This is a genomic window from Ensifer sp. PDNC004 (genome assembly GCF_016919405.1).
Classification (GTDB): Bacteria; Pseudomonadota; Alphaproteobacteria; order Rhizobiales; family Rhizobiaceae; genus Ensifer.
Map to the genome: position 1 here is coordinate 1,307,529 of NZ_CP070353.1, position 25,083 is coordinate 1,332,611.

The 25,083-nt window shown below is 62.3% G+C and carries 28 protein-coding genes; 7 read left to right on the forward strand and 21 right to left on the reverse strand.

Translation table 11 applies throughout. The features are described from left to right. Window positions 1–2 precede the first annotated feature (2 nt). From JVX98_RS14540 to JVX98_RS14590, 11 genes are all read right to left on the reverse strand, one after another. Window positions 3–584: a GNAT family N-acetyltransferase gene (locus JVX98_RS14540; RefSeq protein ID WP_192446003.1), complete on the reverse strand. Its 582-nt coding sequence runs from the start codon at window positions 582–584 to the stop codon at window positions 3–5. Between the two features lie 2 nt (window positions 585–586). Further along, a complete protein-coding gene (locus JVX98_RS14545; protein WP_205239051.1) occupies window positions 587–1,228 on the reverse strand; it encodes an SGNH/GDSL hydrolase family protein in 642 nt (213 codons plus the stop codon). Window positions 1,229–1,294: 66 nt separating this feature from the next. Then, complete coding sequence (locus JVX98_RS14550; protein WP_205239052.1) at window positions 1,295–2,644, reverse strand: pyruvate dehydrogenase complex dihydrolipoamide acetyltransferase; 1,350 nt, start codon at window positions 2,642–2,644, stop codon at window positions 1,295–1,297. Between the two features lie 15 nt (window positions 2,645–2,659). Then, the gene (locus tag JVX98_RS14555) at window positions 2,660–4,030 is read right to left on the reverse strand and encodes a pyruvate dehydrogenase complex E1 component subunit beta (RefSeq protein WP_205239053.1); all 1,371 of its coding nucleotides are present in this window, start codon (window positions 4,028–4,030) and stop codon (window positions 2,660–2,662) included. Between the two features lie 17 nt (window positions 4,031–4,047). Next, window positions 4,048–5,094: a pyruvate dehydrogenase (acetyl-transferring) E1 component subunit alpha gene (gene pdhA / locus JVX98_RS14560; protein ID WP_192446000.1), complete on the reverse strand. Its 1,047-nt coding sequence runs from the start codon at window positions 5,092–5,094 to the stop codon at window positions 4,048–4,050. Between the two features lie 136 nt (window positions 5,095–5,230). After that, window positions 5,231–5,551, reverse strand: a complete 321-nt coding sequence (locus tag JVX98_RS14565; protein WP_192447137.1) for a septum formation initiator family protein — start codon at window positions 5,549–5,551, stop codon at window positions 5,231–5,233. Window positions 5,552–5,697: 146 nt separating this feature from the next. Next, window positions 5,698–6,972, reverse strand: a complete 1,275-nt coding sequence (gene eno, locus JVX98_RS14570; RefSeq protein ID WP_034795843.1) for a phosphopyruvate hydratase — start codon at window positions 6,970–6,972, stop codon at window positions 5,698–5,700. 135 nt (window positions 6,973–7,107) lie between these two features. Further along, a complete protein-coding gene (gene kdsA / locus JVX98_RS14575) occupies window positions 7,108–7,950 on the reverse strand; it encodes a 3-deoxy-8-phosphooctulonate synthase (RefSeq protein WP_162731872.1) in 843 nt (280 codons plus the stop codon). Then, window positions 7,950–8,840 (reverse strand): VOC family protein, encoded by an 891-nt coding sequence (locus JVX98_RS14580; RefSeq protein WP_205239054.1) that lies wholly within the window; start codon window positions 8,838–8,840, stop codon window positions 7,950–7,952. The genes kdsA and JVX98_RS14580 overlap by 1 nt, the downstream gene beginning before the upstream one ends. Window positions 8,841–9,020: 180 nt before the next feature. Then, the gene (locus JVX98_RS14585) at window positions 9,021–9,191 is read right to left on the reverse strand and encodes a hypothetical protein (RefSeq protein ID WP_156134117.1); all 171 of its coding nucleotides are present in this window, start codon (window positions 9,189–9,191) and stop codon (window positions 9,021–9,023) included. Window positions 9,192–9,387: 196 nt separating this feature from the next. Next, window positions 9,388–10,200 carry a class I SAM-dependent methyltransferase gene (locus JVX98_RS14590; RefSeq protein WP_205239055.1) on the reverse strand — a complete coding sequence of 271 codons (813 nt, stop codon included), beginning with the start codon at window positions 10,198–10,200 and terminating at the stop codon, window positions 9,388–9,390. A 533-nt stretch (window positions 10,201–10,733) separates the two neighbouring features. Between JVX98_RS14590 and JVX98_RS14595 the strand changes: the two genes are divergently transcribed. From JVX98_RS14595 to JVX98_RS14615, 5 genes are all read left to right on the forward strand, one after another. Further along, window positions 10,734–11,378 (forward strand): lysophospholipid acyltransferase family protein, encoded by a 645-nt coding sequence (locus JVX98_RS14595; protein WP_205239454.1) that lies wholly within the window; start codon window positions 10,734–10,736, stop codon window positions 11,376–11,378. Further along, entirely contained in the window at window positions 11,375–12,325 is a 951-nt protein-coding gene (locus tag JVX98_RS14600) for a phosphatidate cytidylyltransferase (protein WP_205239056.1), read from the forward strand. The genes JVX98_RS14595 and JVX98_RS14600 overlap by 4 nt, the downstream gene beginning before the upstream one ends. Further along, window positions 12,322–12,720: a hypothetical protein gene (locus JVX98_RS14605; protein WP_205239057.1), complete on the forward strand. Its 399-nt coding sequence runs from the start codon at window positions 12,322–12,324 to the stop codon at window positions 12,718–12,720. The genes JVX98_RS14600 and JVX98_RS14605 overlap by 4 nt, the downstream gene beginning before the upstream one ends. Continuing rightward, window positions 12,704–13,360 (forward strand): CDP-alcohol phosphatidyltransferase family protein, encoded by a 657-nt coding sequence (locus JVX98_RS14610; RefSeq protein ID WP_205239058.1) that lies wholly within the window; start codon window positions 12,704–12,706, stop codon window positions 13,358–13,360. The genes JVX98_RS14605 and JVX98_RS14610 overlap by 17 nt, the downstream gene beginning before the upstream one ends. 243 nt (window positions 13,361–13,603) lie before the next feature. Next, complete coding sequence (locus JVX98_RS14615; protein WP_205239059.1) at window positions 13,604–14,791, forward strand: DUF418 domain-containing protein; 1,188 nt, start codon at window positions 13,604–13,606, stop codon at window positions 14,789–14,791. A gap of 74 nt (window positions 14,792–14,865) precedes the next feature. Here JVX98_RS14615 and JVX98_RS32700 read toward each other — a convergent pair whose 3' ends face one another. The 7 genes from JVX98_RS32700 to JVX98_RS14645 all read right to left on the reverse strand — a co-directional run bounded on the left by JVX98_RS32700 (window position 14,866) and on the right by JVX98_RS14645 (window position 20,641). After that, window positions 14,866–14,970 (reverse strand): alpha/beta fold hydrolase, encoded by a 105-nt coding sequence (locus JVX98_RS32700; RefSeq protein ID WP_371826548.1) that lies wholly within the window; start codon window positions 14,968–14,970, stop codon window positions 14,866–14,868. 249 nt (window positions 14,971–15,219) lie between these two features. Beyond that, window positions 15,220–16,857 (reverse strand): CTP synthase, encoded by a 1,638-nt coding sequence (locus JVX98_RS14620; RefSeq protein ID WP_305877765.1) that lies wholly within the window; start codon window positions 16,855–16,857, stop codon window positions 15,220–15,222. 138 nt (window positions 16,858–16,995) lie between these two features. Next, window positions 16,996–17,487, reverse strand: a complete 492-nt coding sequence (secG, locus tag JVX98_RS14625; RefSeq protein ID WP_043617978.1) for a preprotein translocase subunit SecG — start codon at window positions 17,485–17,487, stop codon at window positions 16,996–16,998. Between the two features lie 131 nt (window positions 17,488–17,618). After that, window positions 17,619–18,389 carry a triose-phosphate isomerase gene (tpiA, locus tag JVX98_RS14630; RefSeq protein ID WP_192445990.1) on the reverse strand — a complete coding sequence of 257 codons (771 nt, stop codon included), beginning with the start codon at window positions 18,387–18,389 and terminating at the stop codon, window positions 17,619–17,621. A 146-nt stretch (window positions 18,390–18,535) separates the two neighbouring features. Further along, complete coding sequence (locus JVX98_RS14635; protein ID WP_205239060.1) at window positions 18,536–19,429, reverse strand: class I SAM-dependent methyltransferase; 894 nt, start codon at window positions 19,427–19,429, stop codon at window positions 18,536–18,538. A 61-nt stretch (window positions 19,430–19,490) separates the two neighbouring features. Continuing rightward, window positions 19,491–19,976: an N-acetyltransferase gene (locus JVX98_RS14640; RefSeq protein WP_205239061.1), complete on the reverse strand. Its 486-nt coding sequence runs from the start codon at window positions 19,974–19,976 to the stop codon at window positions 19,491–19,493. A gap of 185 nt (window positions 19,977–20,161) precedes the next feature. Next, a complete protein-coding gene (locus JVX98_RS14645; RefSeq protein ID WP_205239062.1) occupies window positions 20,162–20,641 on the reverse strand; it encodes a hypothetical protein in 480 nt (159 codons plus the stop codon). A 193-nt stretch (window positions 20,642–20,834) separates the two neighbouring features. Between JVX98_RS14645 and JVX98_RS14650 the strand changes: the two genes are divergently transcribed. Both JVX98_RS14650 and JVX98_RS14655 read left to right on the forward strand, forming a co-directional pair. After that, a complete protein-coding gene (locus tag JVX98_RS14650; RefSeq protein ID WP_192447135.1) occupies window positions 20,835–21,455 on the forward strand; it encodes a cytochrome b in 621 nt (206 codons plus the stop codon). Further along, window positions 21,452–22,051, forward strand: a complete 600-nt coding sequence (locus tag JVX98_RS14655; RefSeq protein ID WP_192445986.1) for a YceI family protein — start codon at window positions 21,452–21,454, stop codon at window positions 22,049–22,051. The genes JVX98_RS14650 and JVX98_RS14655 overlap by 4 nt, the downstream gene beginning before the upstream one ends. Window positions 22,052–22,087: 36 nt before the next feature. Here JVX98_RS14655 and JVX98_RS14660 read toward each other — a convergent pair whose 3' ends face one another. The 3 genes from JVX98_RS14660 to JVX98_RS14670 form a co-directional block, all read right to left on the reverse strand. Continuing rightward, window positions 22,088–23,443, reverse strand: a complete 1,356-nt coding sequence (locus tag JVX98_RS14660) for an aspartate aminotransferase family protein (RefSeq protein ID WP_371826565.1) — start codon at window positions 23,441–23,443, stop codon at window positions 22,088–22,090. A gap of 107 nt (window positions 23,444–23,550) precedes the next feature. Then, entirely contained in the window at window positions 23,551–24,561 is a 1,011-nt protein-coding gene (locus JVX98_RS14665; protein WP_205239064.1) for an NAD(P)-dependent oxidoreductase, read from the reverse strand. Then, window positions 24,558–24,998: an EamA family transporter gene (locus JVX98_RS14670; RefSeq protein ID WP_192445983.1), complete on the reverse strand. Its 441-nt coding sequence runs from the start codon at window positions 24,996–24,998 to the stop codon at window positions 24,558–24,560. Before JVX98_RS14670 ends, JVX98_RS14665 begins: the two co-directional genes overlap by 4 nt. Between the last annotated feature and the right edge of the window lie 85 nt (window positions 24,999–25,083).

A 25,083-nucleotide genomic window follows, 5' to 3' on the forward strand; every position in this document is an offset into this window, starting at 1 on the left:
TCTCAAGCGACCTTGCGGGTGAAGAGCACCCAGTCGTGTTTCTTGCTTTCCTCAAAGAGCGGAACCGCTTCGACGCGCGCTGCCTCGCCGAAGCCGTTTGCCCTGTATAGTGCCTGCGCCCTCACGTTGTGGCTTTCGGTGATCAGGCTCACCGGCGCCGATCCGGCGCGTTCGAATTCCTTTGCCAAGAGCGCCTTGCCGATCCCGCGACCGCGCTGATGGCGATAGACGCCGAGGCTCTCGATGAACCAGTGCCCGACGATCTGCCTCTGCAGCGCCAGCAGGGGCTCGAGAACCGGGTGCCTGGCCGTAATCTCAGCCGCTTCCGGCCCGATCCCATAGCCGACCGACAGTCCGGCAACCTCATCATCGATCTCGGCAACCAGCGCATCGCGCCAATTCCCCGGGCCGGGCTCCTCGCGCAGCTTGTTACGGCCGCGCTCGAAGGCCGTATCCGTCACCCCATGCTGAACCGCGCCGTACCAAAGCCAGGAGGCAAAGCCATGCGCGGCGATGTCGACGAGGATGGCGAGTTCCGCCGCCTCACGTCTTTCCGCCGGACGTATGGTGACGCCCCCCACCATGCTCACACCCCGAGCATCATCCGCACGACCGGTTCCAGGCCGCGGCCGATCGCTCGCGTATTTTCCGCATCGAGATGTACGCCATCGAGCGGCGTGGTCTCCGCCACCGAGCCAGCATCGAAGAAGCCGCAATCGAGTTCGTCGGCGAGGTCACGGTAAAGTGGCGCCAGCATCGCCGACTGTTCGATGCCGCCGGCAAACATGGCAGCAAACCCGGTATTGGCCGTTTCGCAGAGCTGCGGCGGCGATACGATCAGGATCTCCGGGCCTTCTTCGCCAGCGACCGGCCAATCATGCCGGCGCACCAGGCTGACGAGACGCTCGATCCCTTGCACGGCACCGAACGCGGTCCCGTGAATGATCGGCTTCATGTCGTTGGCGCCGAGCAGCAGAATGACGAGATCGAGCGGGGCGTGGCTGTGCAGCACCGTCGGCAGCACCTTGGCGCCGTTGCGGTCGCAATCGGCGAGATGATCGTCATAGGCGGTGGTGCGGCCGTTCAGCCCTTCGGCAATGACCTGGACGTCCGGGCCGAGTGCCTTCTGCAATACGCTTGGCCAGCGATCGGCAAGCGCATGACGCCCGCCATCGGTAGCATCATAGCCCCAGGTCAGACTGTCGCCATAGCAGAGAACTATTTTCATCGTCCGGGCCCGCCTTCGACTACGCGAAAAGGAACGGACCGGCCCAAAGGCCGGTCCTTATCCAACTCAGACCAGCATGCCCATCGGGTTTTCGATGTAGCGCTTGAAGGCACCGAGCAGTTCGGCGCCGAGCGCGCCATCGACGGCGCGATGGTCGGTCGAGAGCGTGACGGTCATGACATTGGCGATGACCATCTGCTTGTTCTTCACGACGACGCGTTCCTCGCCGGCACCGATCGCCAGGATCGTGGCGTGCGGCGGGTTGACGACGGCGGCGAAGTTCTTGACGCCCATCATGCCCATGTTCGAGACGGCAGTGGTGCCGCCCTGGTATTCCTCAGGCTTCAGCTTGCGGTCCTTGGCGCGCTGGCCGAGGTCCTTCATCTCGTTGGAGATGGCCGACAGGCTCTTCAGGTCCGCCTGGCGCACGATCGGGGTGATCAGGCCGCCGGGGATCGACACGGCAACACCGACGTCGGCGTGCTTGTGCTTGACCATGTTGCTTTCGGTCCAGGAAACGTTCGCGTTCGGAACGTCGCGCAGTGCCAGCGCCAGGGCCTTGATGACCATGTCGTTGACGGAGAGCTTGTAGACCGGCTTGCCGCCCTGCTCGGGAGCAGCGGCATTGAGCTGTGCGCGCAGCGCCAGCAGCGCGTCGAGTTCGCAATCGACCGACACGTAGAAGTGCGGGATCGTCTGCTTGGATTCGACGAGACGCTTGGCGATCGTCTTGCGCATGCCGTCATGCGGCACGAGCTCGTAGGAACCCGGCTCGAAGAGCTTGAGAACGGCGTCGTCCGACGGGCCCTTGGCAAGCGGAGCGGCTGCAGGAGCAGCAGCGCCGGCAGCCGGTGCGGCGGCGGGCTTGGCGGTGCCACCGGAAACGGCAGCTTCAACGTCCTTCTTGATGACGCGGCCATGCGGGCCGGTACCTGCAATCGCCGAAAGATCGATGCCGGCGTCCTTGGCAAGGCGACGGGCGAGCGGCGAAGAGAACACGCGCGCGCCACCTTCGGCCTTTGCAGGCTGCGCAGCCGGAGCCGGTGCAGAAGCAGCCGGTGCGGGAGCCGCAGCCGGAGCGCTCGGCGCTGCCGGTGCAGGCGCTTCAGCCTTGGCGGCAGGTGCCGGTGCTGCCGCGCCGTTGCCGCCCTTGGCGGCGGCAGCGACATCCTCGCCATCGGCGGCGAGGACGGCGATCAGCGCGTTGACCTTGACGCCTTCGGTGCCGGCGGGGACGACGAGTTTGGCAACGGTGCCTTCGTCGACGGCTTCGACTTCCATCGTCGCCTTGTCGGTCTCGATCTCGGCGATCACGTCGCCGGACTTGACCTTATCGCCTTCCTTGACCAGCCACTTGGCCAGATTGCCTTCTTCCATCGTCGGGGAGAGGGCAGGCATTGTGATGTTGATAGGCATCGAAGGGCCCTCCCCTTATTTGTAGCAAACGGCTTTCACCGCATCGACAACCTCTGCGACGTTCGGAAGCGCCAGCTTCTCGAGGTTCGCGGCGTAAGGCATCGGCACGTCCTTGCCGGCGATCGTCAGGATCGGAGCGTCAAGGTAGTCGAAGGCCTGCTGCATGACGCGGGTCGCGATTTCGGTGCCGACGGAAGACTGCGGGTAGCCTTCTTCGACGGTGACGAGACGGCCGGTCTTCTTGACGGATTCGATGACCGTCGGCAGGTCCATCGGACGGATGGTGCGCAGGTCGATCAGTTCGACGTCGATGCCTTGCGCTTCGAGTTCGGCAACTGCCTTGACGGCGTAGGTCATGCCGATGCCGAAGGAGACGATCGTCGCATCCTTGCCGACCTTGTGGATACGGGCCTTGCCGATCGGCAGAACGAAATCGTCAAGCTTCGGCACTTCGAACGAGTGACCGTAGAGGATTTCGTTTTCGAGGAAGATGACCGGGTTCGGATCGCGGATCGCAGCCTTGAGCAGGCCCTTGGCGTCGGCGGCCGTGTAGGGCATGACGACTTTCAGACCCGGGATATGGCTGTACCAGGCGGCGTAGCACTGCGAGTGCTGGGCGGCCACGCGGGCAGCGGCACCGCTCGGGCCACGGAAGACGATCGGCGCGCCCATCTGGCCACCGGACATGTAGAGCGTCTTGGCAGCGGAGTTGATGATCTGGTCGATCGCCTGCATGGCGAAGTTGAAGGTCATGAACTCGACGATCGGGCGCAGACCGGTCATGGCAGCGCCGACGCCGACGCCGGCAAAGCCGTGCTCGGTGATCGGGGTATCGATGACGCGACGTGCACCGAATTCCTGCAAGAGGCCTTGGGTGATCTTGTAGGCGCCTTGGTATTCGGCGACTTCTTCGCCCATGACGAAGACGTCGTCGCTGGCGCGCATTTCTTCGGCCATCGCATCACGAAGCGCTTCACGAACGGTCATGGTGACCATTTCGGTGCCGGCGGGGATCGCCGGATCAGCGGCAACTTCGACCTTCGGCTGGGCTGCAACCGAAGCCGGCGCGGAAGCGGCCGGCGCTTCGGCAGCAGCTGCCTTCGGTGCTTCGGCCTTCGGAGCGGCGATATCGCCTGCGCCTTCGCCGTCCTGCAGCAGCACGGCGATCGGGGTGTTGACCTTGACGCCTTCGGTGCCGGCGGCGATCAAGAGCTTGCCGATCGTGCCTTCGTCAACGGCTTCGACTTCCATCGTCGCCTTGTCGGTCTCGATCTCGGCAATGACGTCACCGGAGGTGACCTTGTCGCCCTCGTTCTTCAGCCATTTCGAGAGCGTGCCTTCCTCCATGGTCGGGGAAAGGGCAGGCATAAGAATTTCTACTGGCATGTTTGTCCCTCCCCGGATCAAAGCAGGATGTCGGTGTAGAGCTCGGATGCATCCGGCTCCGGATCGGCCTGGGCAAAATCGGCGCTGTCGGCAACGATGTCGCGGACGTCCTTGTCGATCTGCTTCAGTTCGTCCTCGTTCGCCCAACCCTTTTCGGTCAGACGCGCCTTCACCTGCTCGATCGGGTCATGCTCCGAGCGCATCTTCTGCACTTCGTCCTTCGAGCGATACTTCGCCGGGTCGGACATCGAGTGACCGCGATAGCGATAGGTCTGCATCTCGAGGATGATCGGCCCCTTGCCCGAACGGCAATGCTCAACAGCCTCGTCGCCGGCGGCCTTGACCGCACGCACGTCCATGCCGTCCACCTGGAAGCCGGGAATGTTGAAGGAGACCCCGCGCTGCGAGAAGTCGGTCTGTGCCGAAGCGCGCGAAACGGACGTACCCATGGCGTAGCGGTTGTTCTCGATCACGTAGATCACCGGCAGCTTCCAGAGCTGCGCCATGTTGAAGCTTTCGTAGACCTGGCCCTGGTTGGCAGCGCCGTCACCGAAATAGGCAACGGACACGTTGTCGTTGCCGCGATAGCGGTTGGCGAAAGCAAGACCGGTGCCGAGCGACACCTGGGCGCCGACGATGCCGTGACCGCCGTAGAAGTGCTTTTCCTTGGAGAACATGTGCATCGAGCCGCCCTTCCCCTTGGAAAGACCGCTGCGACGACCGGTGAGTTCGGCCATGACGCCGCGGGCGCTCATGCCGCAGGCCAGCATGTGGCCATGGTCACGGTAGGCGGTGATGACCTGGTCGCCTTCTTTCAGCGCCATCTGCATGCCGACGACGACAGCTTCCTGGCCGATGTAGAGGTGACAGAAGCCGCCGATGAAGCCCATGCCATAGAGCTGGCCGGCCTTCTCCTCGAAACGCCGGATCAGCAGCATTTCGCGGTAGGCACTCAGATCTTCCTGTTTGGAGAATTCGGCGAACGTGCCGCCATTGAAGTCTTTCTTCGCCGGCTTTGCGGCACTCTTGCGGCTGGAAACGGACGCGGATTTTCGCGGAGCCATTCGTTCCTCCCAATGGTTAGCCTTTTGCGGTTACCATAGGGAAAGAAAGCAGACACAGCAATGCCATATTTGCATGGCTCGCATTCCATGCAAACAATTGATTTTACTTTACAAATTTCAATTAACTGAATTCAGGTTAATTTGCGGCGCGGTGAAAAATAACGATCTCGTCACTTCGCGACATGTTGAGCGCGAGGCGAGCCTTTTCATCCAGCATGTCCCTTTCCAGCGACCCATCACTCATCAGCTGAACCTCCTTTTCAAGGATCAACCGCTGTTTCGTGAGCTTATCCAGCCGCGCCTGCCGCTCGACGATCTGGCGATCGAATTGCTCGGTCGCCTTCAGGCCATAGCCGCCGTGAATGGAATGATAGCCGAAGTAGGAGAGAAAGGCGACCGCGATCAGCGGCATCACCAGCCGACCCAGTTTCCGTTTCTTATGATGCCGTGTCCACATGCATTCACGCCCTGATACGCAGTACGGCAATCAGATTAGCGGCGATTGATTAACCGACCGTTGACCATGAACGGCAGGAAAATAGAAACCCGCCCACACGGGACCGTGTGGGCGGGTTCGATTTTCAGACGGAAATCAGGCGGCGATCAGCCACGCAGGATCGAACGGCCGGCGTACTTCGCCTGCAGGCCGAGCTGCTCTTCGATGCGGATCAGTTGGTTATACTTTGCGAGCCGGTCCGAACGGGCGAGCGAGCCGGTCTTGATCTGGCCGCAGTTGGTGGCGACCGCGAGATCGGCGATCGTCGCGTCTTCGGTTTCGCCCGAGCGGTGCGACATGACGGCGGTGTAGCGTGCCTTGTGTGCGGTCTCGACGGCGTCGAGCGTTTCCGACAGCGAGCCGATCTGGTTGACCTTGACGAGGATCGAGTTGGCAACGCCCATCTTGATGCCGTCGCGCAGGCGGGCCGAGTTGGTGACGAACAGGTCGTCGCCGACGAGCTGGCACTTGTTGCCGATGAGGTCGGTCACTGCCTTCCAGCCATCCCAGTCGTCTTCGGCCATACCGTCTTCGATCGAGAAGATCGGGTACTTGGCAGCGAGTTCCGCCAGGTATTCAGCCATTGCGCCCGGCTCGAGCGTGCGGCCTTCACCTTCGAGAACGTACTTGCCGTCCTTGAAGAATTCGGTCGCGGCGCAATCGAGCGCGATGAACATGTCTTCGCCCGGCTTGTAGCCAGCCTTTTCGATCGACTTCATGATGAAGTCGAGGGCTGCCGGAGCAGAGGCGAGACCCGGCGCGAAGCCGCCTTCGTCGCCGACATTGGTGTTGTGACCGTCGGCTGCGAGCTGCTTCTTCAGGGTGTGGAACACTTCCGAGCCCATGCGCACGGCATCACGCATCGTGTCGGCGCCAACCGGAACGATCATGAATTCCTGGAAGTCGATCGGGTTGTCCGCGTGTGCACCGCCGTTGATGATGTTCATCATCGGAACCGGCAGAACGTGGGCGTTCGGGCCGCCGACGTAGCGGTAGAGCGGCAGGCCGGCAGCTTCAGCGGCGGCCTTGGAAACGGCAAGCGAAACGCCGAGGATGGCGTTGGCGCCGAGGCGCGACTTGTTCGCCGTGCCGTCGAGCTCGATCATGGTCTTGTCGATCTGGATCTGGTTCTCGGCATCGAGACCGCCGATCGCTTCGAAGATCTCGCCGTTGACGGCTTCGACGGCGCGCTCGACGCCCTTGCCGAGGTAACGCGTTCCACCATCGCGCAGCTCGACAGCCTCATGCGCACCGGTCGAGGCGCCCGACGGGACTGCCGCGCGACCGAAGCTTCCGTCTTCCAGGTACACGTCGACCTCGACGGTCGGGTTGCCGCGGCTGTCCAGAATTTCTCGGCCGATGATGTCGATGATTGCAGTCATGATCTCTTCCCTGTTGAGGACGGTGGGTGGTCGGGGCCTGTCATACGCCAAGGCCTCGAAATTACAATGGCGCGCAATATGCAAAAACAACCGCGCCATTGCGGTTCATGAAAATTTCACGAAGCGTCGCGGGGCTCAGCCCTTGGCGATCGCGTCGAACGCCAGCAGCTTTTCGAGCAGCCGCGGCATGTCCTTTAGATGCACCATGTTCGGGCCGTCCGACGGCGCATTATCAGGGTCTTCGTGCGTCTCGACGAACACACCTGCGACGCCAACCGCAACGGCCGCACGCGCCAGGGTCTCGACGAATTCTCGTTGACCGCCCGAAGAGCCCCCCTGCCCGCCCGGCTGCTGAACCGAATGCGTCGCATCAAAGACGACCGGCGCGCCGAGCGAAGCCATGATCGGCAGCGAGCGCATGTCGGAGACCAGCGTGTTGTAGCCGAAGGAAGCGCCACGCTCGCAGAGCATGACATTGGGGTTGCCGCTCTCGGTGAACTTCGCCAACACGTTCTTCATGTCCCAAGGCGCCAGGAACTGGCCCTTCTTGACGTTGATCGCGCGGCCGGTCTTGGCGGCTGCGACCAGAAGATCGGTCTGGCGCGACAGGAAGGCCGGGATCTGCAGAATGTCGACCGTCGGCGCGACCAGAGCACATTGCTCTTCGGTGTGCACGTCGGTTAGAACCGGAAAGCCGAATTCCTTTTTGAGGTCGGCGAAGATTTCCATCGCCTTGTCGAGGCCGATGCCACGCTTGCCCGAAAGCGAGGTGCGGTTGGCCTTGTCGAAGGAGGACTTGTAGACGAGGCCGAGGCCGAGCTTGTTGCAGAGTTCCGAGAGCGCGCCCGCCATCATGAAGGCGTGTTCACGGCTCTCCATCTGGCAGGGGCCAGCGATCAGCGACAACTTCTCGGTCTGTGCGAAGGCGACCTGACGGGCGCCCTCACCGACCACGACTCTGGCATTGGTTTTCATCATCAAGCTCCAAACGCGAAGATCACCCCTTGCCCCGGCATTTCGGGAACAATGAGGCGCCCGCCCATTTCTGCAAATTCGATATCGTTGTCGGCGAACAGCGCCCGCGTCGCTTCGAGATCGGCAACCCGGAAGACGACCGCCCGCCCGCGCAAGCCCCGTTCGGCACTGCGCACCGAGCGACCGAAGAAGGCCTCCATGCCGGCGGCGTTCAGCACCGAGATCTTGGCGTTGGTGGTCGCGACATCCATGCCGAAGGAATGCGCCGAAACCTCGCGCTCATCGACCGCTTCCTGCAGCAGATACTGGAAATCGGTCGGATTGGCTTCCGACAGCACCACTTCGCTTATGCCGATCACACCGTTTTCGTGCCGTTCCAGCGCCGCCCGATCGGTGGGGAGCGCGCGAACGCGCTGACAGTTGAAGAGAAAGAGATCCGGCGCGCGAAGATCCGCGGCAAAGGCCAGGCGGAAGGAGCCCAGGCCCTCACGGCCATCCGGCAGCTTCATCGGCCGGGAGAATTCCAGCATGTCACCGCCGGAGATGCCGCACGCCCGAAAGCGGATATGATCGCTCGCCGCGTCCTCGGTGCCGAAGACCAGCGCCGAAAGACCTTCCGGGCCTTGGCGGAACCGGAAAGCCTGATCGCGCGCCACAAAGGCGTTGCCGTCGAGTGCGGCCGCCTCGCATTCCTCGCGGGACGCGATGGCGAGCGGTTCGAGATAGGTGCCGTCGGCAAAAAAGACGCAGGCATTTTCGGTGCCGAAGGGATGGCGAGCATCGTCCGCGACCGTGAAGCCGAGATCGGAAAGCCGGCGCCGCGCCTGGGTAAGCGTATCCACCGGCAGCACGAGGTGATCGAGCGGGCGGGTGGTGCGCTTGGAGAGGCTCATGGCGTGTTCCCTGATGGTTCGCCGCTGTTTGCAACTTTTGGCCGGCGAATGCAAGCCGGGTCACCGCCAGGGAGCGGATCGACGGTCCGGGCTCGGGCCGTTGCCACAAACGTGAACCATCCGCGGCCGGCTGCCCCGCCGCGGATTATGCTTGCCGACAGAAGGCGGACCGCCGGAAGGTCAGTAGTAGCCCGGCGCCGTCGTGGCGTTGGCCGTGTTCCCCGCACCGAGACCGGGGGCGAAGGTCTGGGGCTGCGTGTAGGACGTATTGGTCGAGGACGTCGAGGCACAACCCGAGAGCCCCAGCACGGCGACCGCCAAAGGCACGAACAACAAAGCGATGAAGCGCATACGGATTGACCCCTTTCCAGTTTCGCTGATGAACAGGAAAGTACGAAAACGATGCTTTGGCGAGTACGTAACAGTAACGCGAGGTAAATAGGCGGCGACGAAACCGGGTTCGACAACCGCAGCCCCCTACCGGCCGCTGCGGTTGCTCTTGTTGCGCGTAAGCCTTCGGCCCGGCCGGGACACCGGGCTCACTCCATCAGGGGCGACGATCGCTCTTGATGGCGAAGGTGGCGATGAAGGTCGGCACGAACCTGTCGATCAGGAAACGAGCCGACGGCTGCCAATCCTCGTGAAAGCCGGCCAACAGGAAACCGGCGTGCAATTGCCCCTCGATCTGCTGAGAAAGGCTATGCCCGAACACCAGGGCCTCGCCGCGCCCGACCTTGGCCTGCACGACATCGGGAGGGAGATGCTCCGCTTCGGCAAAGGGGAGCCGGTAGGCCGGGCGGATAAGACCCTTTTCCGCATGGGCCGGATCGCGGTCGCCGACGAAAACGATCGGATTGTAGAAGCTCGAAAGCAGCCGACCGCCTGTTTTCAGCACCCGGTGGCACTCCCGCCAGACCGGACGGATATCCGGAACGTAGAGGTTCGAGATGGGGTGAAACACGATATCGAAGGTTTCGTCGGCAAGGACAGAGAGGTCCCGCATGTCGCCCTGCACGGTCAAAAGCGGCAACCCTTCGCGTTCGGCGACGCGCCGATCCTGTTCGAGCTGTCCCTCGGAGATGTCGAAGACCGTAACATCGGCACCGGCCGCAGCCAGGATCGGTGCCTGCTGCCCACCCGCGGACGCCAGGCAGAGGATCCTCTTACCCTTGACGTCGGGCAACCACCCCTCAGGCAAGTCACCGGGCGTCAGCCGCGCCTGCCATTGACCCTTGCGGGCGTCGGCGATCATCTCCGGCGTGACCGGACGCGACCATTCGCAGTCCTGGCTTGCCTGCCGGTCCCACGCCTGGCGATTGTGATCGATGATATCGAGATTGAAGGAGGAAATATCTTGCATGTTCGGTCCCTGGAAACTTTGTCCTGATATGACCGCTCATGAAGGCGAATGGAGATCGCAGGCAGAAATGCCCTGGCGTTCGTCCGTCGATGCGGATCGCAGCAATGCCATCGTCCATCCCCTTCGCAAGCGAAGTTGAGGCGATTCGGTTTTCACCGGGCATTACTGGCGCATTGGACGACGCTCCTCTTACTGGAAGCCGCACGCTAGCGGCTGGGTTGCGGGTGGTCAACGCAAACAAAGGTCCATGCCATGCGGCTTGCGGCCGCACGGGTTTGTCCAACTGCCCCGGCGAACGAATATCCGGCACGGTCTGCACGTTATCATGCTGCCTATGATTTCAACCGCTTGAGAAGCCGTCACAATTGCGTAAAATTCACCAATGCAGCCGGGAGTTATGCCGGGCAGCAGGCTGAGGGGCAGCATTTGATTATCGACTTGCAGGACAAGCAACGCATCCGGGCATGGCCGAGGGACGCCAAACGGCGCATCGGGACGCTGGCCCGGCTTCCAGTCGGGCACACGTTCACATGATGCGCGAGATGATGGCCAAGCTGGCTTCCATCGCCATCATGATGTTTGCGCGAGCGCTGACGGCGGCGCGCGCCATCTGGCATGAGACCGGCCTGCCGCCGAAGCAGAGCATCTATTTCGCCAACCACTCCAGCCACGGCGATTTCGTGCTGATATGGGCGGTCTTGCCGCCCTGGCTCAGGGAACGCGCGCGGCCGGTCGCAGGTGCCGAATACTGGCTGAAATCGAAGCTTTCGACCTTCATCGGCCGCGACGTCTTCGACGCGGTGCTGATCGAGCGCGACCCGGAAGCGCGCACGCAGGACCCGGTCGAGCAGATGGCGGCCGTGCTCAACGACGGATCGTCGCTCATTCTCTTTCCTGAAGGAACGCGCAACCAGACCGAAGCACGCCTTTTGCCGTTCAAGAGCGGGCTCTTCCACCTCGCTTGCAAGCGCCCGGACGTGGCGCTGGTCCCCGTCTGGATCAACAATCTCAATCGCGTCATGCCCAAGGGGGAGTTCGTGCCGATCCCGCTCATCTGCACCGTCAATTTCGGCCAACCGATGCGCCTCAAGGCGCAGGAGACGAAGGAAGAATTCATCGCCCGTGCCGAAGCCGCGCTGCTTTCGCTCGCGCCGTCATCGACGGATGACCGCGCATGAGCACAGCCAGCCTGGACATGCTCAAGCTGCTCTCCGGCGTCGGCGGCATTCTCGTGCTGGCGTCGAGCGTCGGCTACGTGCTCAAGCAGAAGCTTTCGCCTGACGGGTCGAACGGCGCGATCGAGAACCTCAACGCCCGCATCAAGGCGTGGTGGGCGATGGTGGTCCTGATCGCGATCGCCTTCGTTGCCGGTCGGGTCGGCGTGTTGCTGCTCTTTGCCTTCTGCTCGTTTGCGGCGCTGCGCGAATTCATCACGCTCATCAACACGCGCCGCGGCGACCACTGGGCGATCGCCGCCGCCTTCTTCGTCGTCCTGCCGATCAACTACTTGCTGCTCTGGGCCGAGCAATACGGGATCTATTCGATCTTCGTGCCGGTCTACGCCTTCCTGCTGATGCCGATCGTCGCGGTCCTTCGCGGCGACACCCGCGACTTCCTGGTCCGGATCTCCGAGGTGCAATGGGCGCTGATGATCTGCGTCTTCTGCGCCTCGCACGTGCCGGCGCTGCTCACGCTGCAGATCCCGGGCTATGAGGGACGCAACGTGCTCCTCATCGCCTTCCTCGTCATCGTCGTTCAGTCGAGCGATGTGCTGCAATATGTCTGGGGCAAGCTCTTCGGCAAAACCAAGATCGCGCCCACTCTTTCGCCGTCGAAGACGGTCGAGGGCTTCGTCGGCGGCGTTGCGAGCGCAACCCTGATCGGCGCCTCGCTCTGGTGGATTACCCCGTTCACGCCGGCGCAGGCGGCGCTGATGTCACTCATCATCACCCTGATGGGCTTCTTCGGCGGCCTCGTCATGTCGGCAATCAAGCGGGATCGCGGCGTGAAGGACTGGGGCCATCTGATCGAAGGCCATGGCGGGCTCATCGACCGGCTCGATTCCGTCGTCTTTTCCGCCCCGATTTTCTTCCATCTGACCCGCTACTGTTGGTCGCTGACATGAGCGCCAAACTGAAGGGGCTGGCATCAAGCGGCGTCGTTCATGTGGCCTTCGCCTTTTTCGCCATGGGCGGCTGGGCGCTTTTCGCCAACCGCCATCACCCGATGCCGAAGCCGCTTGTTGCCGGCCTCGTCCAGGGGACGCTGTCGGCGTTGCTGACGCTCTATCTCAAGACGGTGATCGACGCGCTCTCCAAGCATTTCAGCGGCGCCTTGCGCCTGGTCCTGCCACCACTTATCGCCTGCCTTGGTTCCTCGGCCGTACTTGTCGCGATCCACGCGGCCAGCGGCACGCCCGAGATCCTGAAAACGATCGCGCTGCCGCTTACGGCTTCGACCACCTACGCCGCCATCTACAACTATTCCATCAGCCGAGGCGAACATGACCGAGACAGGTGACCGCAGGCCGCTCGCAAGTCGCAACACCCGCTGGGCGCAGGCCGTTGCACGCCGCCTGGCATCGATGAACCTCACGCCGAACCGGATCTCGCAGGCGAGCATGCTGGCGGCCGCCCTAGCCGGCCTTGCCTTCTGGCTCGCGGGCGAAAGCGAGGATGTTGTAAGGGCAAGCCTGTTCATCACTGCCGCCCTCTTTTGCCAGTTGCGCCTGCTGTGCAACCTCTTCGACGGCATGGTCGCCGTCGAGGGCGGCAAGGGCGAGGCAGACGGTCCTTTCTGGAACGAGTTTCCCGACCGCATCGCCGACATCCTCATCTTCGTCGGCGCAGGTTTTGCCATCGGCGTGCCAGCTCTCGGTTTTGCTGCGGCCACCTTCGGCGTGTTGACCGCCTATGTGCGCGAACTCGGCCGTGCCAATGGCGCGCCGAGCGACTTCTCCGGCCCGATGGCCAAACAGCACCGCATGGCGACGATGACGCTGGCCGCCGTTGTTTCGGCCTTTGAAGGCCTCTGGCTCGGCGATGGCGAAGTGCTGTGGATCGCGCTTCTTGCGATTTCGATCGGGGCAGCGCTGACGGCCGGCCTGCGCGCCCGTCGCCAGATTGCCTGGCTTCGGAAAAACGCGCCCAACAAAGGCTAAACACCCTCTTCACGCATCATGAACGAGGCCGCCGCAACATCGCGTGGCCCCTTGACGTATGCCCACGTCAATTATTAGATAGATTAGTCTATTTATTAAATGCGGCGAGCGCCACCGATGAACGAATGCTCGCGCGCGCCGAGATCGGCGGTGATCAAACCCGTGATCGCCGCCTCTTGAAAGCAAACTTTTTCAATCGGTTACGGCGCAAAATTACAGCGCCTCCCGTTACGGAGAACACGAATGAGTACCCCTGACCGCATCGACGACGTCGACGCATTGCGCGGATTTGCCTTGCTCGGCATCCTCCTGGTCAACATCATGGCCTTCGCTTCTGCCTTCTACGGATTGGAAATCGCCGACCCAGCCTTCGGCGGCGTCCTCGATCGCAGCGTGCATTTCGTGATCGCGCTGTTCTTCGAGATGAAATTCTACCTGCTCTTCTCGTTCCTGTTCGGCTACAGCTTCACCCTGCAAATGCGCTCGGCGGAAAAATCCGGCGAGGCCCTTGTGCCCAGGCTTTTGCGCCGACAGATGGGCCTCTGGCTAATCGGGCTTGCCCATGCGGTTCTGCTTTTCCATGGCGATATTCTCACCACCTACGCTGTGCTTGGCATCGCCCTGCTGATGCTCAGAAACTGCGGCGATGCAGCCCTCTTCCGGCTAGCCAAATGGCTGGTCCTTCTCCTTGCACTGGTCTGGGGCGCACTCGGCATCCTCATCACGCTGGATCCGGTGCCGCTCGATCGGTCCGCCATTCTCTCCGCTGCGGAGGCGGCCGAGCTTGCTTTCCGCGGCGACTGGCAGGCCATCATCGGTCAGCACCTGACGGAACTCAACTCGGTCTGGATCATCCTGGTCCTGCTGCAAGCGCCGTGCGCGCTGGCGATGTTCCTGCTCGGCCTGATCGCCGGACGTCGCAAGACCCTGGCGCGGCCGGAGGCGAACACGGCATTGTTCCAGCGCCTCGTTCGCACCGGCCTCTGGGTCGGCCTGCCTGGCGCCGTCATCTATGCCTATGTCAGCGTCGAGATGCCCGAATCGCCGATCGCGGTCATCGCACTTTCGATCGGCCTCGCCACCGGCCCGCTTCTCACCGGCGCCTATGTCGGCGGCATGATGTTGCTCTTCGGATCCAAAGCCGGCCACGAGCTGCGCAACCTGCTGGCGCCTGCTGGCCGCATGGCCCTTTCCAACTACCTGATGCAGTCCTTGCTCATGGCCCTGATCTTTCATGGCTACGGCCTTGCTCTCATCGGCCAGGTTTCGCCGCTGGCAACCATGCTGATCGCGCTTGCGATCTTTGTCGCCCAGCTCGTCATCAGCCGCTGGTGGATGGCCCGCTTCGCCTATGGGCCGCTCGAGTGGATCCTGCGCTTCATCACCATCGGCCGCGTGCCCCAATGGCGCCGCCCGGCGGAGGCGCGCTGACAGGCATCGATTTCGCATCACTCGGTCCGTTGGGATCGGAGGCGCCATCTTGTCCGACGGCGCCTCCGATCCGCCTAGAGGTCGAGCATCGCCAGGAAGGTCACGATTGCTGCGGCGACCTCGGCCGGTGTTTCGATCGGCGAGAAATGGCCGACGCCCTCGAACGCGACGAAACGCACCTGAGGCAGAAGCCCGCCAGATGCTCACGGCGAAGCACTGGCTCCGGATCGACCACATCCCTCGTGCCGGCGATCACCAGCGCGGACATCCAACGGCACGGGTCGCGTCAGCAGCGCATCGAGCATACCGTTTATCGCTTTAACGCTGACGCGCGGCTGATTTCGCGGACCGTGAGTCACGCCTCGACGGAAAATACAAAAAAGGCCGGTCTTGCGACCGGCCTTTTTCGTTTGTCTTTCCTGTGCGCCTCAGACGAGCCGGGACTGTTCGAGCGCCGCTTCGATGAAGCTTGCAAACAGCGGATGCGGATCGAGCGGACGCGACTTCAGTTCCGGATGGTACTGGACGCCGATGAACCACGGATGATCCGGGTACTCGACCGTCTCCGGCAGGATGCCGTCCGGCGACATGCCCGAGAAGACTAGGCCGCAGGACTCGAGGCGATCCTTGTAGTCGACGTTGACTTCGTAACGGTGACGGTGACGCTCGAAAATCTCGGTCGAACCGTAAATCTCGGCAATCTTGGTGTCGGCCTTGAGCGCTGCGCGGTAAGCGCCGAGGCGCATCGTGCCGCCGAGGTCGCCGGAGGCCGAACGCTTCTCGAGCTCGTTGCCCTTGACCCATTCCGTCATCAGGCCGACGACCGGCTCCTTGGTCGGGCCGAACTCGGTGGAGGATGCCTTCTCGATGCCGGCGAGATTGCGGGCCGCCTCGACGACCGCCATCTGCATGCCGAAGCAGATGCCGAAATAGGGCACCTTGCGCTCGCGGGCAAAGCGCGCCGCGTTGATCTTGCCCTCGGAGCCACGCTCGCCGAAACCGCCGGGAACGAGGATGCCGTGCACCTTTTCAAGGTAAGGAGCCGCATCTTCCTTTTCGAAGACTTCCGACTCGATCCACTCGAGCTTGACCTTCACCCGGTTGGCGATGCCACCGTGATAAAGCGCTTCGATCAGCGACTTGTAGGCATCCTTGAGACCGGTGTACTTGCCGACGATTGCGATCGTGACTTCGCCTTCCGGCGTGCGGATGCGATCGGCAACCCGTTCCCAGGCGTCCATGCGCGGCTTCGGCGCCGGCTCGATGCCGAAGGCTGCCAACACTTCGTTGTCGAGGCCTTCCTTGTGGTAGGCGATCGGAACGTCGTAGATCGAGGCAACGTCGAGCGCCTGGATGACGGCCGACTGGCGGACGTTGCAGAACAGCGAAAGCTTGCGACGCTCGGCTTCCGGAATTTCGCGGTCCGCACGAACGAGCAGGATATCGGGATGGATGCCGAGGGCCTGCAGTTCCTTGACGGAATGCTGCGTCGGCTTGGTCTTCAGTTCGCCGGCCGCCGGGATATAGGGCATCAGGGTAAGGTGGACGTAGACAGCGGTGCCGCGCGGCAGGTCGTTGCCGAGCTGGCGGATCGCCTCCATGAACGGCATCGCCTCGATGTCGCCGACGGTGCCGCCGATTTCGCAGAGGACGAAATCGTAGTCGTCGTTGCCTTCGGTGACGAAGTTCTTGATTTCGTTGGTAACGTGCGGGATCACCTGAACCGTTGCGCCGAGATAGTCGCCGCGACGTTCCTTGTCGATGATGTTCTTGTAGATCCGACCCGTGGTGATGTTGTCGGTCTTCGTCGCCGAACGCCCCGTGAAGCGTTCATAGTGGCCGAGATCGAGATCGGTCTCCGCGCCATCGTCGGTTACGAAAACCTCACCGTGCTGGGTCGGGCTCATGGTGCCCGGGTCAACGTTGAGATAGGGGTCGAGCTTGCGCAGTCTCACCCGGTAGCCACGCGCCTGCAGCAGTGCTCCGAGAGCCGCTGCAGCGATGCCTTTTCCGAGGGAGGAAACCACGCCGCCTGTGATGAATACATATCGCGCCATGGGAGTCACCGGATACCTTTTCACAAATGATTCCGCCACCGAAAAATTCATATTCCAGAACTTTTCGTCTTGGGATGGAGGCAGATTTCACACAAAACAAAACCGGCGGATGAAACATCCGCCGGCGGGTTCTTCAGAATTGCGACCTTACTGGCCGCTGGGAACTTGCGATCCCGTATTGCTGTTGGCGCCAGCGGCGGGCGCCGGAGTCGTTGCGCCGCCGGCCGGGGCTTCGCCCGTCGTTGCCGGTGCGGCGGTCGACGGAACGCCGTTGTCGGCCGGAGCGGGGTTGCCGGTTGCCGGCTGCTGTCCAGTCGCGCCGCCAGCGGGAGCCGGAGCGCCGCCACCGAGCGAATTGAGAACGCCACCACCGTTCGAGCTGGTGCCCGGGATACGGTCGAGGATGTCGGTCGCCTGCGGCTGGTAACGCGCGAGAATTCCCATGCCGAGCGCCAGGACGAAGAACAGCGCTGCAAGGATCGCCGTGGTGCGGGTCAGCGCATTGGCTGTGCCGCGTGCGGACATGAAGCCCGAGCCGCCGCCGATGCCGAGACCACCGCCTTCGGAACGCTGAATGAGTACGACGCCGATCAGGGCGACGACGACCATGAGATAGATGACGAGTAGTACGGTCTGCATCAGCTTCCAGTCCTGCCCTTGGGGCACACGAATCAAACCCTGCGCAAACTCGGCATGGCCGGGCGCAATTTTCGCGCCTCTTTATACCATGCCGTGCGCCATTAAAAGCCCCTGCCCGGTAACCCAGGCGATCAGGCCGTCAATTCTTCATAAGCCCGGTAGATGGCGAGGAAGTCTTCGGCTTTCAAGCTTGCGCCCCCGATCAGTGCGCCGTCGACATTGGCGACGCCCATCAATTCCTTCGCATTGGACGGCTTGACCGAGCCGCCATAGAGGATGCGCATCTTGGCGCCGGCGTCGGCAAAGCGCGCGACCAGCTCCTTGCGCATGAAGGCATGGGCTTCCTCGACATCCGCGGCCGTCGGCGTCAGGCCGGTGCCGATCGCCCAGACGGGCTCGTAGGCAATCACGGTGTTTTCCGCGGTTGCTGCATCCGGCAGGCTTTCGGCTAGCTGGCGCTTCAAAACATCGAGCGTCTTGCCCGCCTTGCGCTCGTCACCGGTCTCGCCGATGCAGACGATCGCGACGAGTTCGGCGGCATGCGCCGCTTCGGTCTTTGCGCGTACCAGTGCATCGCTTTCGGCGTGGTCGGTGCGGCGCTCGGAATGGCCGACAATGACGTGGGTGCCGAAGCAATCGGCGATCATCTCGGCGGAAAGGTCGCCAGTGTGGGCGCCTGACTGCTTTTGATGGCAATCCTGCGCGCCGATCAGGAGCGGGCTGTCGTCGCAAAGCGCCGTCGCCACGTAGAGCAGCGTTGCCGGCGGGCAGATCAGCGTTTCGACCTTGGCGGAGAGTTCGCCCTTGACCCCTTCGGCCATCGCCTTGATCTGATCGAGCGAGGCGCGGGTTCCGTTCATCTTCCAGTTGCCGGCGACGAGCGGGCGGATATCGGGCGTCATGCAATTTCCTCCGGGTACTTTTCTCCGGAAGCGGCCTAGCAAATGCAGCCGGCAAATAAAAGCACCGCCGGCGATTATTCATGGGCGGCGGGTCCGGTTGCCCCGCCCCGCCGCAACGGATCGTCAAGCGCTGCGCGCCGCCGGCATCATGCCGTAGGGCACCTTGCCTTCGCGTCATCTTCCGCCGCCGGCCCAGCCTTTGCGGCCACAATCGCATACATCAGCGGCAGGCTCGGCATGCCCGCAGGCGGCGCCATCCGCCCGCCGCCAAGGTCGCGCATGCCTTCAAACGCCACCCAGCCGTTGGCATAGGGGTATTCCTTCAGGACTTCCATCCGGAGCCCGGCGTCGATCAGTGCCTGCACAACATCGGCGATACCCCAGTTGAACTCGAAGGACGGGTGCGGATTGGTGAATCCCACCACGCCCTCCTGATAGCCTCCATGGGCAAGGCCTGCGCCCGAGTCCGCGACATAGTCACCGACGCCCGCTTCCGCGACCGGGTCTTTGGGCGCGTAGTCGTAGTGCAGCTTCCAGCCCGGATCGAAGACCATCGCAAAGGGATGGAATTCGACGAAGGCGAAACGCCCGCCGGGCTTCAGCACATCGGCGATGCCGCGCGCCCAGATCCCGAGGTCCGACAGCCAGCAAATGGTGCCATAGGACGCAAAGACGCGATCGAAACGCCGACCGCTCGCACGGGCGTCGTCGAACCAGCCGAAAAGGTCGGACCGCGCGAAGGTGGCGGCGATGCCGCTTTCCGTCGAAAGCCGCGTGGCAAAGGCAATCGCCTCGTCCGAGATATCGACGCCGGTCACGTTCGCACCGCGCTGTGCCAGGCTCAGGCTGTCCTGGCCGGAATTGCATTGCAGATGGAGAACGTCGAGCCCGGCGATATCGCCGAGCAACTCGATCTCTTCCGGATAAAGCGTTGAGCCGCCGGCGCGGAAGTAGGCGGCCTGGTCGCCCTTGTGACTGTTGTGCGCCACGGTCGCGGCATTCCAGGAGAGGCGATTGGCCTCATGAAGATCAATACTCATGTTTCACTCTTAAACATCTGAGAGAGACACGGGAGTTCTTTTTCCCGTGTCCCCGGTGCGCTTAGAATTTCAGCACCGCTTCGAGTTCATCGTCATAGTGCTCGCCCGTCGGCTTGAATCCCAGGCCTTGGTAAAAGCCTTCGGGGCTGCCAGGGCCCTGTCCGTAGCTCGTGTAGAGCTCATGCAGACCCCGCGCCTTCAGATCGCGCACGACAAGGGCGATCGCCTGCTTGCCATATCCCCTGCCCTGGAACGGCCGGGCGATCATGAAGCGCCAGAGATAGACACCCGGGCAATCGATGCCGTCATCCCAGTCGGATCCTTCGTGCAGCATGATGAAGCCAATCAGCGTCTCATCGGCATAGACCGCACGGAACCAGGCATTCTCGGAAAAATGCGCCTCGGCGATCGAGGTGCCGTTGTCCGCCACCATGTTGCGCTGTTCCTCGCTCAGCGTTTCGCTGAGCTCGCAGACGTCGCAGACGGTCAGGGCTGAGATGCGCCGAAGGGTAATTTCGGCATCAGACGGCAATACGGTTTCACTCATGGGAAACTCCTTAGAAAAATCAAAATGTTAAAAAAGGGCCCGAACCAGAACGGCGGACCTCGAATCACCCGCTGAAGGGGCAATCGGCCGATAAAATGAAATCATGGCGAGAAAACGCCAACGTCAGAATTGCCGAGATCCCGCCAGATTCCGGCACCGCTATTACCAAGGATAACCGCGCGCCATTACTTGGGACGGCCGGCGGTCGGCTGGTTGCCGCCGTTCTCCAAGCCGGCGATCGCCGCGTGAACGTCGGCTTCCGCATCCTCGTCGAACTGCTCGAAGATCGCATCGCCGATCAGGGCGTGAACCTCGCGGAGATAGGGTGCCGCCGCCTCGCCGTCGCCGAGCGCCAGATAAGCGCGCGCGATCGAAAGCGACGAGAGCGGCTGGCGCCGCGCAAGCGTCCACTCACGGGCGAGCAGGGAGACGGCAATGCACTCGCGATGGCGCCCGGCATCGCAAAGGGCGGCGCCGTAGCCACTCTTGACCCAATAATACATATCCGTGAGCGCAAGATGCACATCGGCGACGTTCGATGCCAGACGCCAAGCGTCGACCGCTTCGCCATAGTTGCCTTCGGTTCCAAGCCGGATGCCCGTGCGGCCGTGTTCATAGGCTTCCCGCTCGTGCGGGCTCATTGGTGTGGTTTTCTTCTTTGTCATGTACGCCAGTCCACATGCTCCCGGGAACAACCCCTCCGTGTCCCCTCCACGAGCAAATGGACCATAGCTTGCCGAGATCAACAAGATCTCAGTGCAATTTTATGGTATTCTAGGCGAATAAAAGCGCGAGTTCGTGAGTCTTACCGCAGTCGCCGAGCCGATCCTGGCCGGGCGAACGACCATGGGGTCGGACATGCTGCGCAACGACAAAACCGGATTTGGGTGGATCACCATCGTCCTTCACTGGGCGATTGCGGCGTTGATCCTTACCCTGCTCGGCCTCGGCTTCGTCATGCGGCGAATGCCCGTCGATCCGGCGCTGCAGTTTTCGCTCTATCAGTGGCACAAGTCGCTCGGCTTCTCCGCACTCGGGCTGGCGACGATCCGAGCCCTGTGGCACCTCGTCGAGGTTCGGCCGCGTCCGCCGGCAGGCCTCAGCGCGCTTGAGCACCGAGCGGCCAGCGCCACCCATGTCGTGCTCATGATGCTCGCGCTTGCGGTTCCGCTTGCCGGCTGGGCGGTGGCCTCGACATCGACGCTGAACATACCGAGCTTCTATTTCAACTGGATCGTCATCCCCCATCTGCCGATGGCGAAATCGGAAGCGGCTGAAGACCTATGGACGCTCGTCCACATGACGCTTGCCTATCTGCTCTTCTGCTTCGTCGCGCTTCATGTTCTGGCCGCCCTCTACCACCACTTCGCTCGCCGCGACGACGTCCTCGTCCGCATGCTTCAGACCGGCTCACGCCAACGCGCTTCCTCCCAAGCGGCTGGTTCGGATCCGGTTATCGCCGGAAGGAAGAAACCATGACATCGCACTCGCAATCACCAACAAAGGCCATTTCCCTCACGCTGCTGCTGGCGTTCGGGAGCATTCCGTCGCCCGCTGCTGCAGCCGCACCGGACCTTGCCGATGCTGCAGGCAACTACGGCATCACGCCGGCTTCGCGTATTCATTTCACCGTGGCGCAAGCCGGTGGCGGCGGCATTGTCGGCGATTTCGCCAAGTTTTCCGGCAATTTCCGCATCGACCGAAATGATGTCGGCCACTCGACGGTCGAGTTCACGCTTTACCCCGAGAGCGTGAAAACCGGAGAAAAGCGGATTGAGGACTTCCTGAAGTCGAGTGCCGTCTTCGACACCGCCAACTTCAGCACAGTCACCTTCCATTCGACGACCGTGAAACAGACCGGGCCGGATACAGCCGCGGTCGAGGGAACGCTGACGGCGCGCGGCATGTCGCGCAAGGAGCGCTTCTCGGTGACGCTGCTTGACTGGAACCGCGGCTCGATCGCCTTCAACATCCGCGGCAATATCCACCGGTCACCCTATGGCATGGATGTCGGCACGCCGATCTATTCCAACGTCGTTGAGTTCGACATGAACATCAAAGGGCAGAGGCGCTGAACGCCCCTGCCCCTTGCAAGTCGATAGGCGTCTCGATCAGCCGATCTGGCTTCCAACGAAATCCTTGACGATCCGCACGATGCCGCGGCCGAGCAGGTCGTCGAGGGCTGCGATGAACTGGTCGACATGGGCGCGCTCGCAGATCAGCGGCGGTTCGAGCCGGATGACGTTGCGATTGTATTCGGTGAAGGCCACCAGCACGTCGTAGTCCCGCAAGAGCAGCGCGCCGATGAAGCCGGAGAGCGAGCCCTTGAGCTTGTCGTCTAGCATCGAAACGACAGGACGCAGCACCATCGGCAGCGTCTGGCTGAAGTCCTGGAACTCCAGGCCAACCATCAGGCCCTTGCCGCGCACGTCCTTGATGATCTTCGGATACTTCTCCTTCAGTGCCTGCAGGCGACCGAGCAGATAGTCGCCGCTGTCGGCAGCACGATCGATCAGGTGCTCGTCGTAAAGCACGTTGATGCCTTCGATGGCCGTCACGCAGGCCTCGCCCATGCCGCCAAACGTCGCCATCGCGTGGATCATCGCCGTCTTCGGGGTGCCATAGGCCTTCATGTAGACGTCGCGGCGGGCAATCATCGCGCCGACGGCTGCCTTGCCGGCGCCGAGCGACTTGGCGAGCGCCGTCACGTCAGGAACGACGCCGTAATGCTCGAAGGCATAGAAGCGGCCGGAGCGGCCATAGCCGCACTGCACTTCGTCGGCGACCCAGAGCACACCGTACTTGTCGCAGAGCGCACGCAGTTTCTGCCAGTATTCGGCCGGCGCCTGGATGATGCCGCCGCCGCCCTGGATCGTTTCGAGAACGATGACACCGATTTCCGGATCAGACTTGAAGGCATTCTCGACCGCGTCGATGTCGGCGAAGGGCACGCGCACCGTGTTGTCGGTGATCTTGAAGTCGGCGCGGTAGAGCTGGCCGTCGGTGATGGCGAGCACGCCCTTGGTCTTGCCGTGGAAGGAATTCTCGGCATAGACGACCTTCGGCCGCTTCGGGCCGGCCGCACGTTCGGCGAGCTTGACTGCGGCCTCCATCGCCTCCGAGCCGGACGAGCCGAGGAAGACCATGTCGAGGTCGCCCGGCGAGCAGGCCGCGATGTTCTTCGCCAGTGCTGCCGCATATTGCGACATGAAGGCGATGGCGATCTCGTGGCGCTTTTCGTCCTGGAACTTCTGGCGGGCGTCGAGAATGCGCGGATGGTTATGGCCGAAGGCGAGCGAGCCGAAGCCGCCGAAGAAATCGAGGATCTTGCGGCCGTTCTGGTCGGTGTAGAACATGCCCTCGGCACTCTCGATCTTCACCTTGTGAAAGCCGAGAAGCTTCATGAAATGCAGCTGGCCGGGGTTCAGGTGATCCTTGAAGGCCGTGGTGATGTCGCCGATCGACATGGCCTTCGCCTGTTCGACGGTGATCAGTTCCGGCTTGGCAACGCCGCCGTCGAGTGACGGAGCGGCAACGGCGATACGGTTCGGTCTGTCCAGCATGGTGTCTCCCCTCATTCGGCCGGCACGACGACGGAAGCGGCCGAAACGGCGCCTGTCTTCTTGGCTCGATATTCGTCATAGGCGGCTATCAGCATGTCGCCATCGTTGTATTCCGCGCGCCAGCCAAGCTCGCGCTTGAGCTTGCCGGTCTCGCGCACGCACATCTCGTCGGCGATCAGATACTGTTCCGGATCCATGATCGGCTTGTTGATCAGGTCGAAGAAGGCCAGCGTCTGCTTGACCGCGAAGGCGGGCGTCGGCAGCAGAATGGACTTTGAGCCGGCATGCTTGACCAGGTTGCCGAGCAGTTCGCGCACCGACGGCGGATTGTCGGAACCGAGGTTGTAGGCTTCGTTTGGAACGCCGCCCTTCCAGGCAAGCCGCGCGGCTTCGGCGCAATCGAACACCGAGATGAACTGGTAGGGCACCTTGCCCGAGCCGATCATCGGCACCGGCAGGTTCAGGTCGATCAGCTTGAACAGTTTCTCCAGGATGCCGAGGCGGCCGGGTCCGATGATCAGGCGCGGGCGGAAGATCGAAATGTTCATGCTCTGCTTGCGCCACTGCATGGCCAGCTGTTCGGTCGCCCATTTCGACTTGCCGTATTCGCCGAGCGGCTTTGCCGGATGGGTCTCGGTTTGTGGCGACTGTACGGTGTGGCCATAGATCATGTCGGTGGTGAACTGCACCAGGCGCGACGCGCCCGCGGCATCCATCGCCTTCATGATGTTTTCGGCACCGTAATAGTTGACGGGCCAGAAGAACTCCCAGCGCTTGGCGCGGACCTGCAACGGCGACAGCATCTTGGCCGCCATGTTGTAGATCATGTCGTCAGCGCCGATCCCGACCTTTTGGACGGCCTCCAGATCGGTGACGTCGCAATGGACAAAGCGCACGCGGCCGTAATGCGGCAGGTCGGACTTGACGATATCGGCGACGACGACCTCCTCGCCCTCCTTGACGAGGCGTTCCGCCAGATGACGGCCAACGAAGCCATCGCCACCAAAGATGATATGTTTCATGACTTGCTCCCGAATTCTGCGGTGCTCACCCCGGCGGCCTCAGTCGGCTTGTCTTCGGCATGGGATGAAATGCCCGACTGGGCGATAAGAACGGTTCCCGCGCAGATCAGCGCGATGCCGGCGATGCGCCAGGTGTTGAGGTCTTCGCGAAAGACGAAATAGGCGAAGACCGCAACGAGAACGTAAGCCAGGCTCAGAAACGGATAGGCAAAGGAAAGCTCGACCTTCGACAGCACGTAGAGATGCGACGCCATCGAGATGACGAAGGTCGCAAGACCGGCAAAGACCCAGGGGTTGAAGACGATCTGAAACAAGCGGACGATCGCGGTTTCGGCCGTCATCGAAATCGGTCCGAGCGTCATCATGCCCTGCTTCAGCATCAGCTGAGCGGCGGCGTTGGTGAGCACGGTAAAGAGAATGAATGGAATATATTTCATAGTTTTACTCCCAGTCCCGAAAATCTACTTACGGGCAAGAGACGGATATTCCGTGAAGTTTGCGCATTTAATTGAATAAAATTGC

Excerpts from the sequence above, each read along its gene's own strand:
- JVX98_RS14540 (WP_192446003.1), bottom strand. The coding sequence starts at position 584 with ATGGTGGGGGGCGTCACCATACGTCCGGCGGAAAGACGTGAGGCGGCG.
- JVX98_RS14545 (WP_205239051.1), bottom strand. The coding sequence starts at position 1,228 with ATGAAAATAGTTCTCTGCTATGGCGACAGTCTGACCTGGGGCTATGAT.
- JVX98_RS14550 (WP_205239052.1), bottom strand. The coding sequence starts at position 2,644 with ATGCCTATCAACATCACAATGCCTGCCCTCTCCCCGACGATGGAAGAA.
- JVX98_RS14555 (WP_205239053.1), bottom strand. The coding sequence starts at position 4,030 with ATGCCAGTAGAAATTCTTATGCCTGCCCTTTCCCCGACCATGGAGGAA.
- pdhA (WP_192446000.1), bottom strand. The coding sequence starts at position 5,094 with ATGGCTCCGCGAAAATCCGCGTCCGTTTCCAGCCGCAAGAGTGCCGCA.
- JVX98_RS14565 (WP_192447137.1), bottom strand. The coding sequence starts at position 5,551 with ATGTGGACACGGCATCATAAGAAACGGAAACTGGGTCGGCTGGTGATG.
- eno (WP_034795843.1), bottom strand. The coding sequence starts at position 6,972 with ATGACTGCAATCATCGACATCATCGGCCGAGAAATTCTGGACAGCCGC.
- kdsA (WP_162731872.1), bottom strand. The coding sequence starts at position 7,950 with ATGATGAAAACCAATGCCAGAGTCGTGGTCGGTGAGGGCGCCCGTCAG.
- JVX98_RS14580 (WP_205239054.1), bottom strand. The coding sequence starts at position 8,840 with ATGAGCCTCTCCAAGCGCACCACCCGCCCGCTCGATCACCTCGTGCTG.
- JVX98_RS14585 (WP_156134117.1), bottom strand. The coding sequence starts at position 9,191 with ATGCGCTTCATCGCTTTGTTGTTCGTGCCTTTGGCGGTCGCCGTGCTG.
- JVX98_RS14590 (WP_205239055.1), bottom strand. The coding sequence starts at position 10,200 with ATGCAAGATATTTCCTCCTTCAATCTCGATATCATCGATCACAATCGC.
- JVX98_RS14595 (WP_205239454.1), top strand. The coding sequence starts at position 10,734 with ATGCGCGAGATGATGGCCAAGCTGGCTTCCATCGCCATCATGATGTTT.
- JVX98_RS14600 (WP_205239056.1), top strand. The coding sequence starts at position 11,375 with ATGAGCACAGCCAGCCTGGACATGCTCAAGCTGCTCTCCGGCGTCGGC.
- JVX98_RS14605 (WP_205239057.1), top strand. The coding sequence starts at position 12,322 with ATGAGCGCCAAACTGAAGGGGCTGGCATCAAGCGGCGTCGTTCATGTG.
- JVX98_RS14610 (WP_205239058.1), top strand. The coding sequence starts at position 12,704 with ATGACCGAGACAGGTGACCGCAGGCCGCTCGCAAGTCGCAACACCCGC.
- JVX98_RS14615 (WP_205239059.1), top strand. The coding sequence starts at position 13,604 with ATGAGTACCCCTGACCGCATCGACGACGTCGACGCATTGCGCGGATTT.
- secG (WP_043617978.1), bottom strand. The coding sequence starts at position 17,487 with ATGCAGACCGTACTACTCGTCATCTATCTCATGGTCGTCGTCGCCCTG.
- tpiA (WP_192445990.1), bottom strand. The coding sequence starts at position 18,389 with ATGACGCCCGATATCCGCCCGCTCGTCGCCGGCAACTGGAAGATGAAC.
- JVX98_RS14635 (WP_205239060.1), bottom strand. The coding sequence starts at position 19,429 with ATGAGTATTGATCTTCATGAGGCCAATCGCCTCTCCTGGAATGCCGCG.
- JVX98_RS14640 (WP_205239061.1), bottom strand. The coding sequence starts at position 19,976 with ATGAGTGAAACCGTATTGCCGTCTGATGCCGAAATTACCCTTCGGCGC.
- JVX98_RS14645 (WP_205239062.1), bottom strand. The coding sequence starts at position 20,641 with ATGACAAAGAAGAAAACCACACCAATGAGCCCGCACGAGCGGGAAGCC.
- JVX98_RS14650 (WP_192447135.1), top strand. The coding sequence starts at position 20,835 with ATGCTGCGCAACGACAAAACCGGATTTGGGTGGATCACCATCGTCCTT.
- JVX98_RS14655 (WP_192445986.1), top strand. The coding sequence starts at position 21,452 with ATGACATCGCACTCGCAATCACCAACAAAGGCCATTTCCCTCACGCTG.
- JVX98_RS14660 (WP_371826565.1), bottom strand. The coding sequence starts at position 23,443 with ATGTCGATCGGCGACATCACCACGGCCTTCAAGGATCACCTGAACCCC.
- JVX98_RS14665 (WP_205239064.1), bottom strand. The coding sequence starts at position 24,561 with ATGAAACATATCATCTTTGGTGGCGATGGCTTCGTTGGCCGTCATCTG.
- JVX98_RS14670 (WP_192445983.1), bottom strand. The coding sequence starts at position 24,998 with ATGAAATATATTCCATTCATTCTCTTTACCGTGCTCACCAACGCCGCC.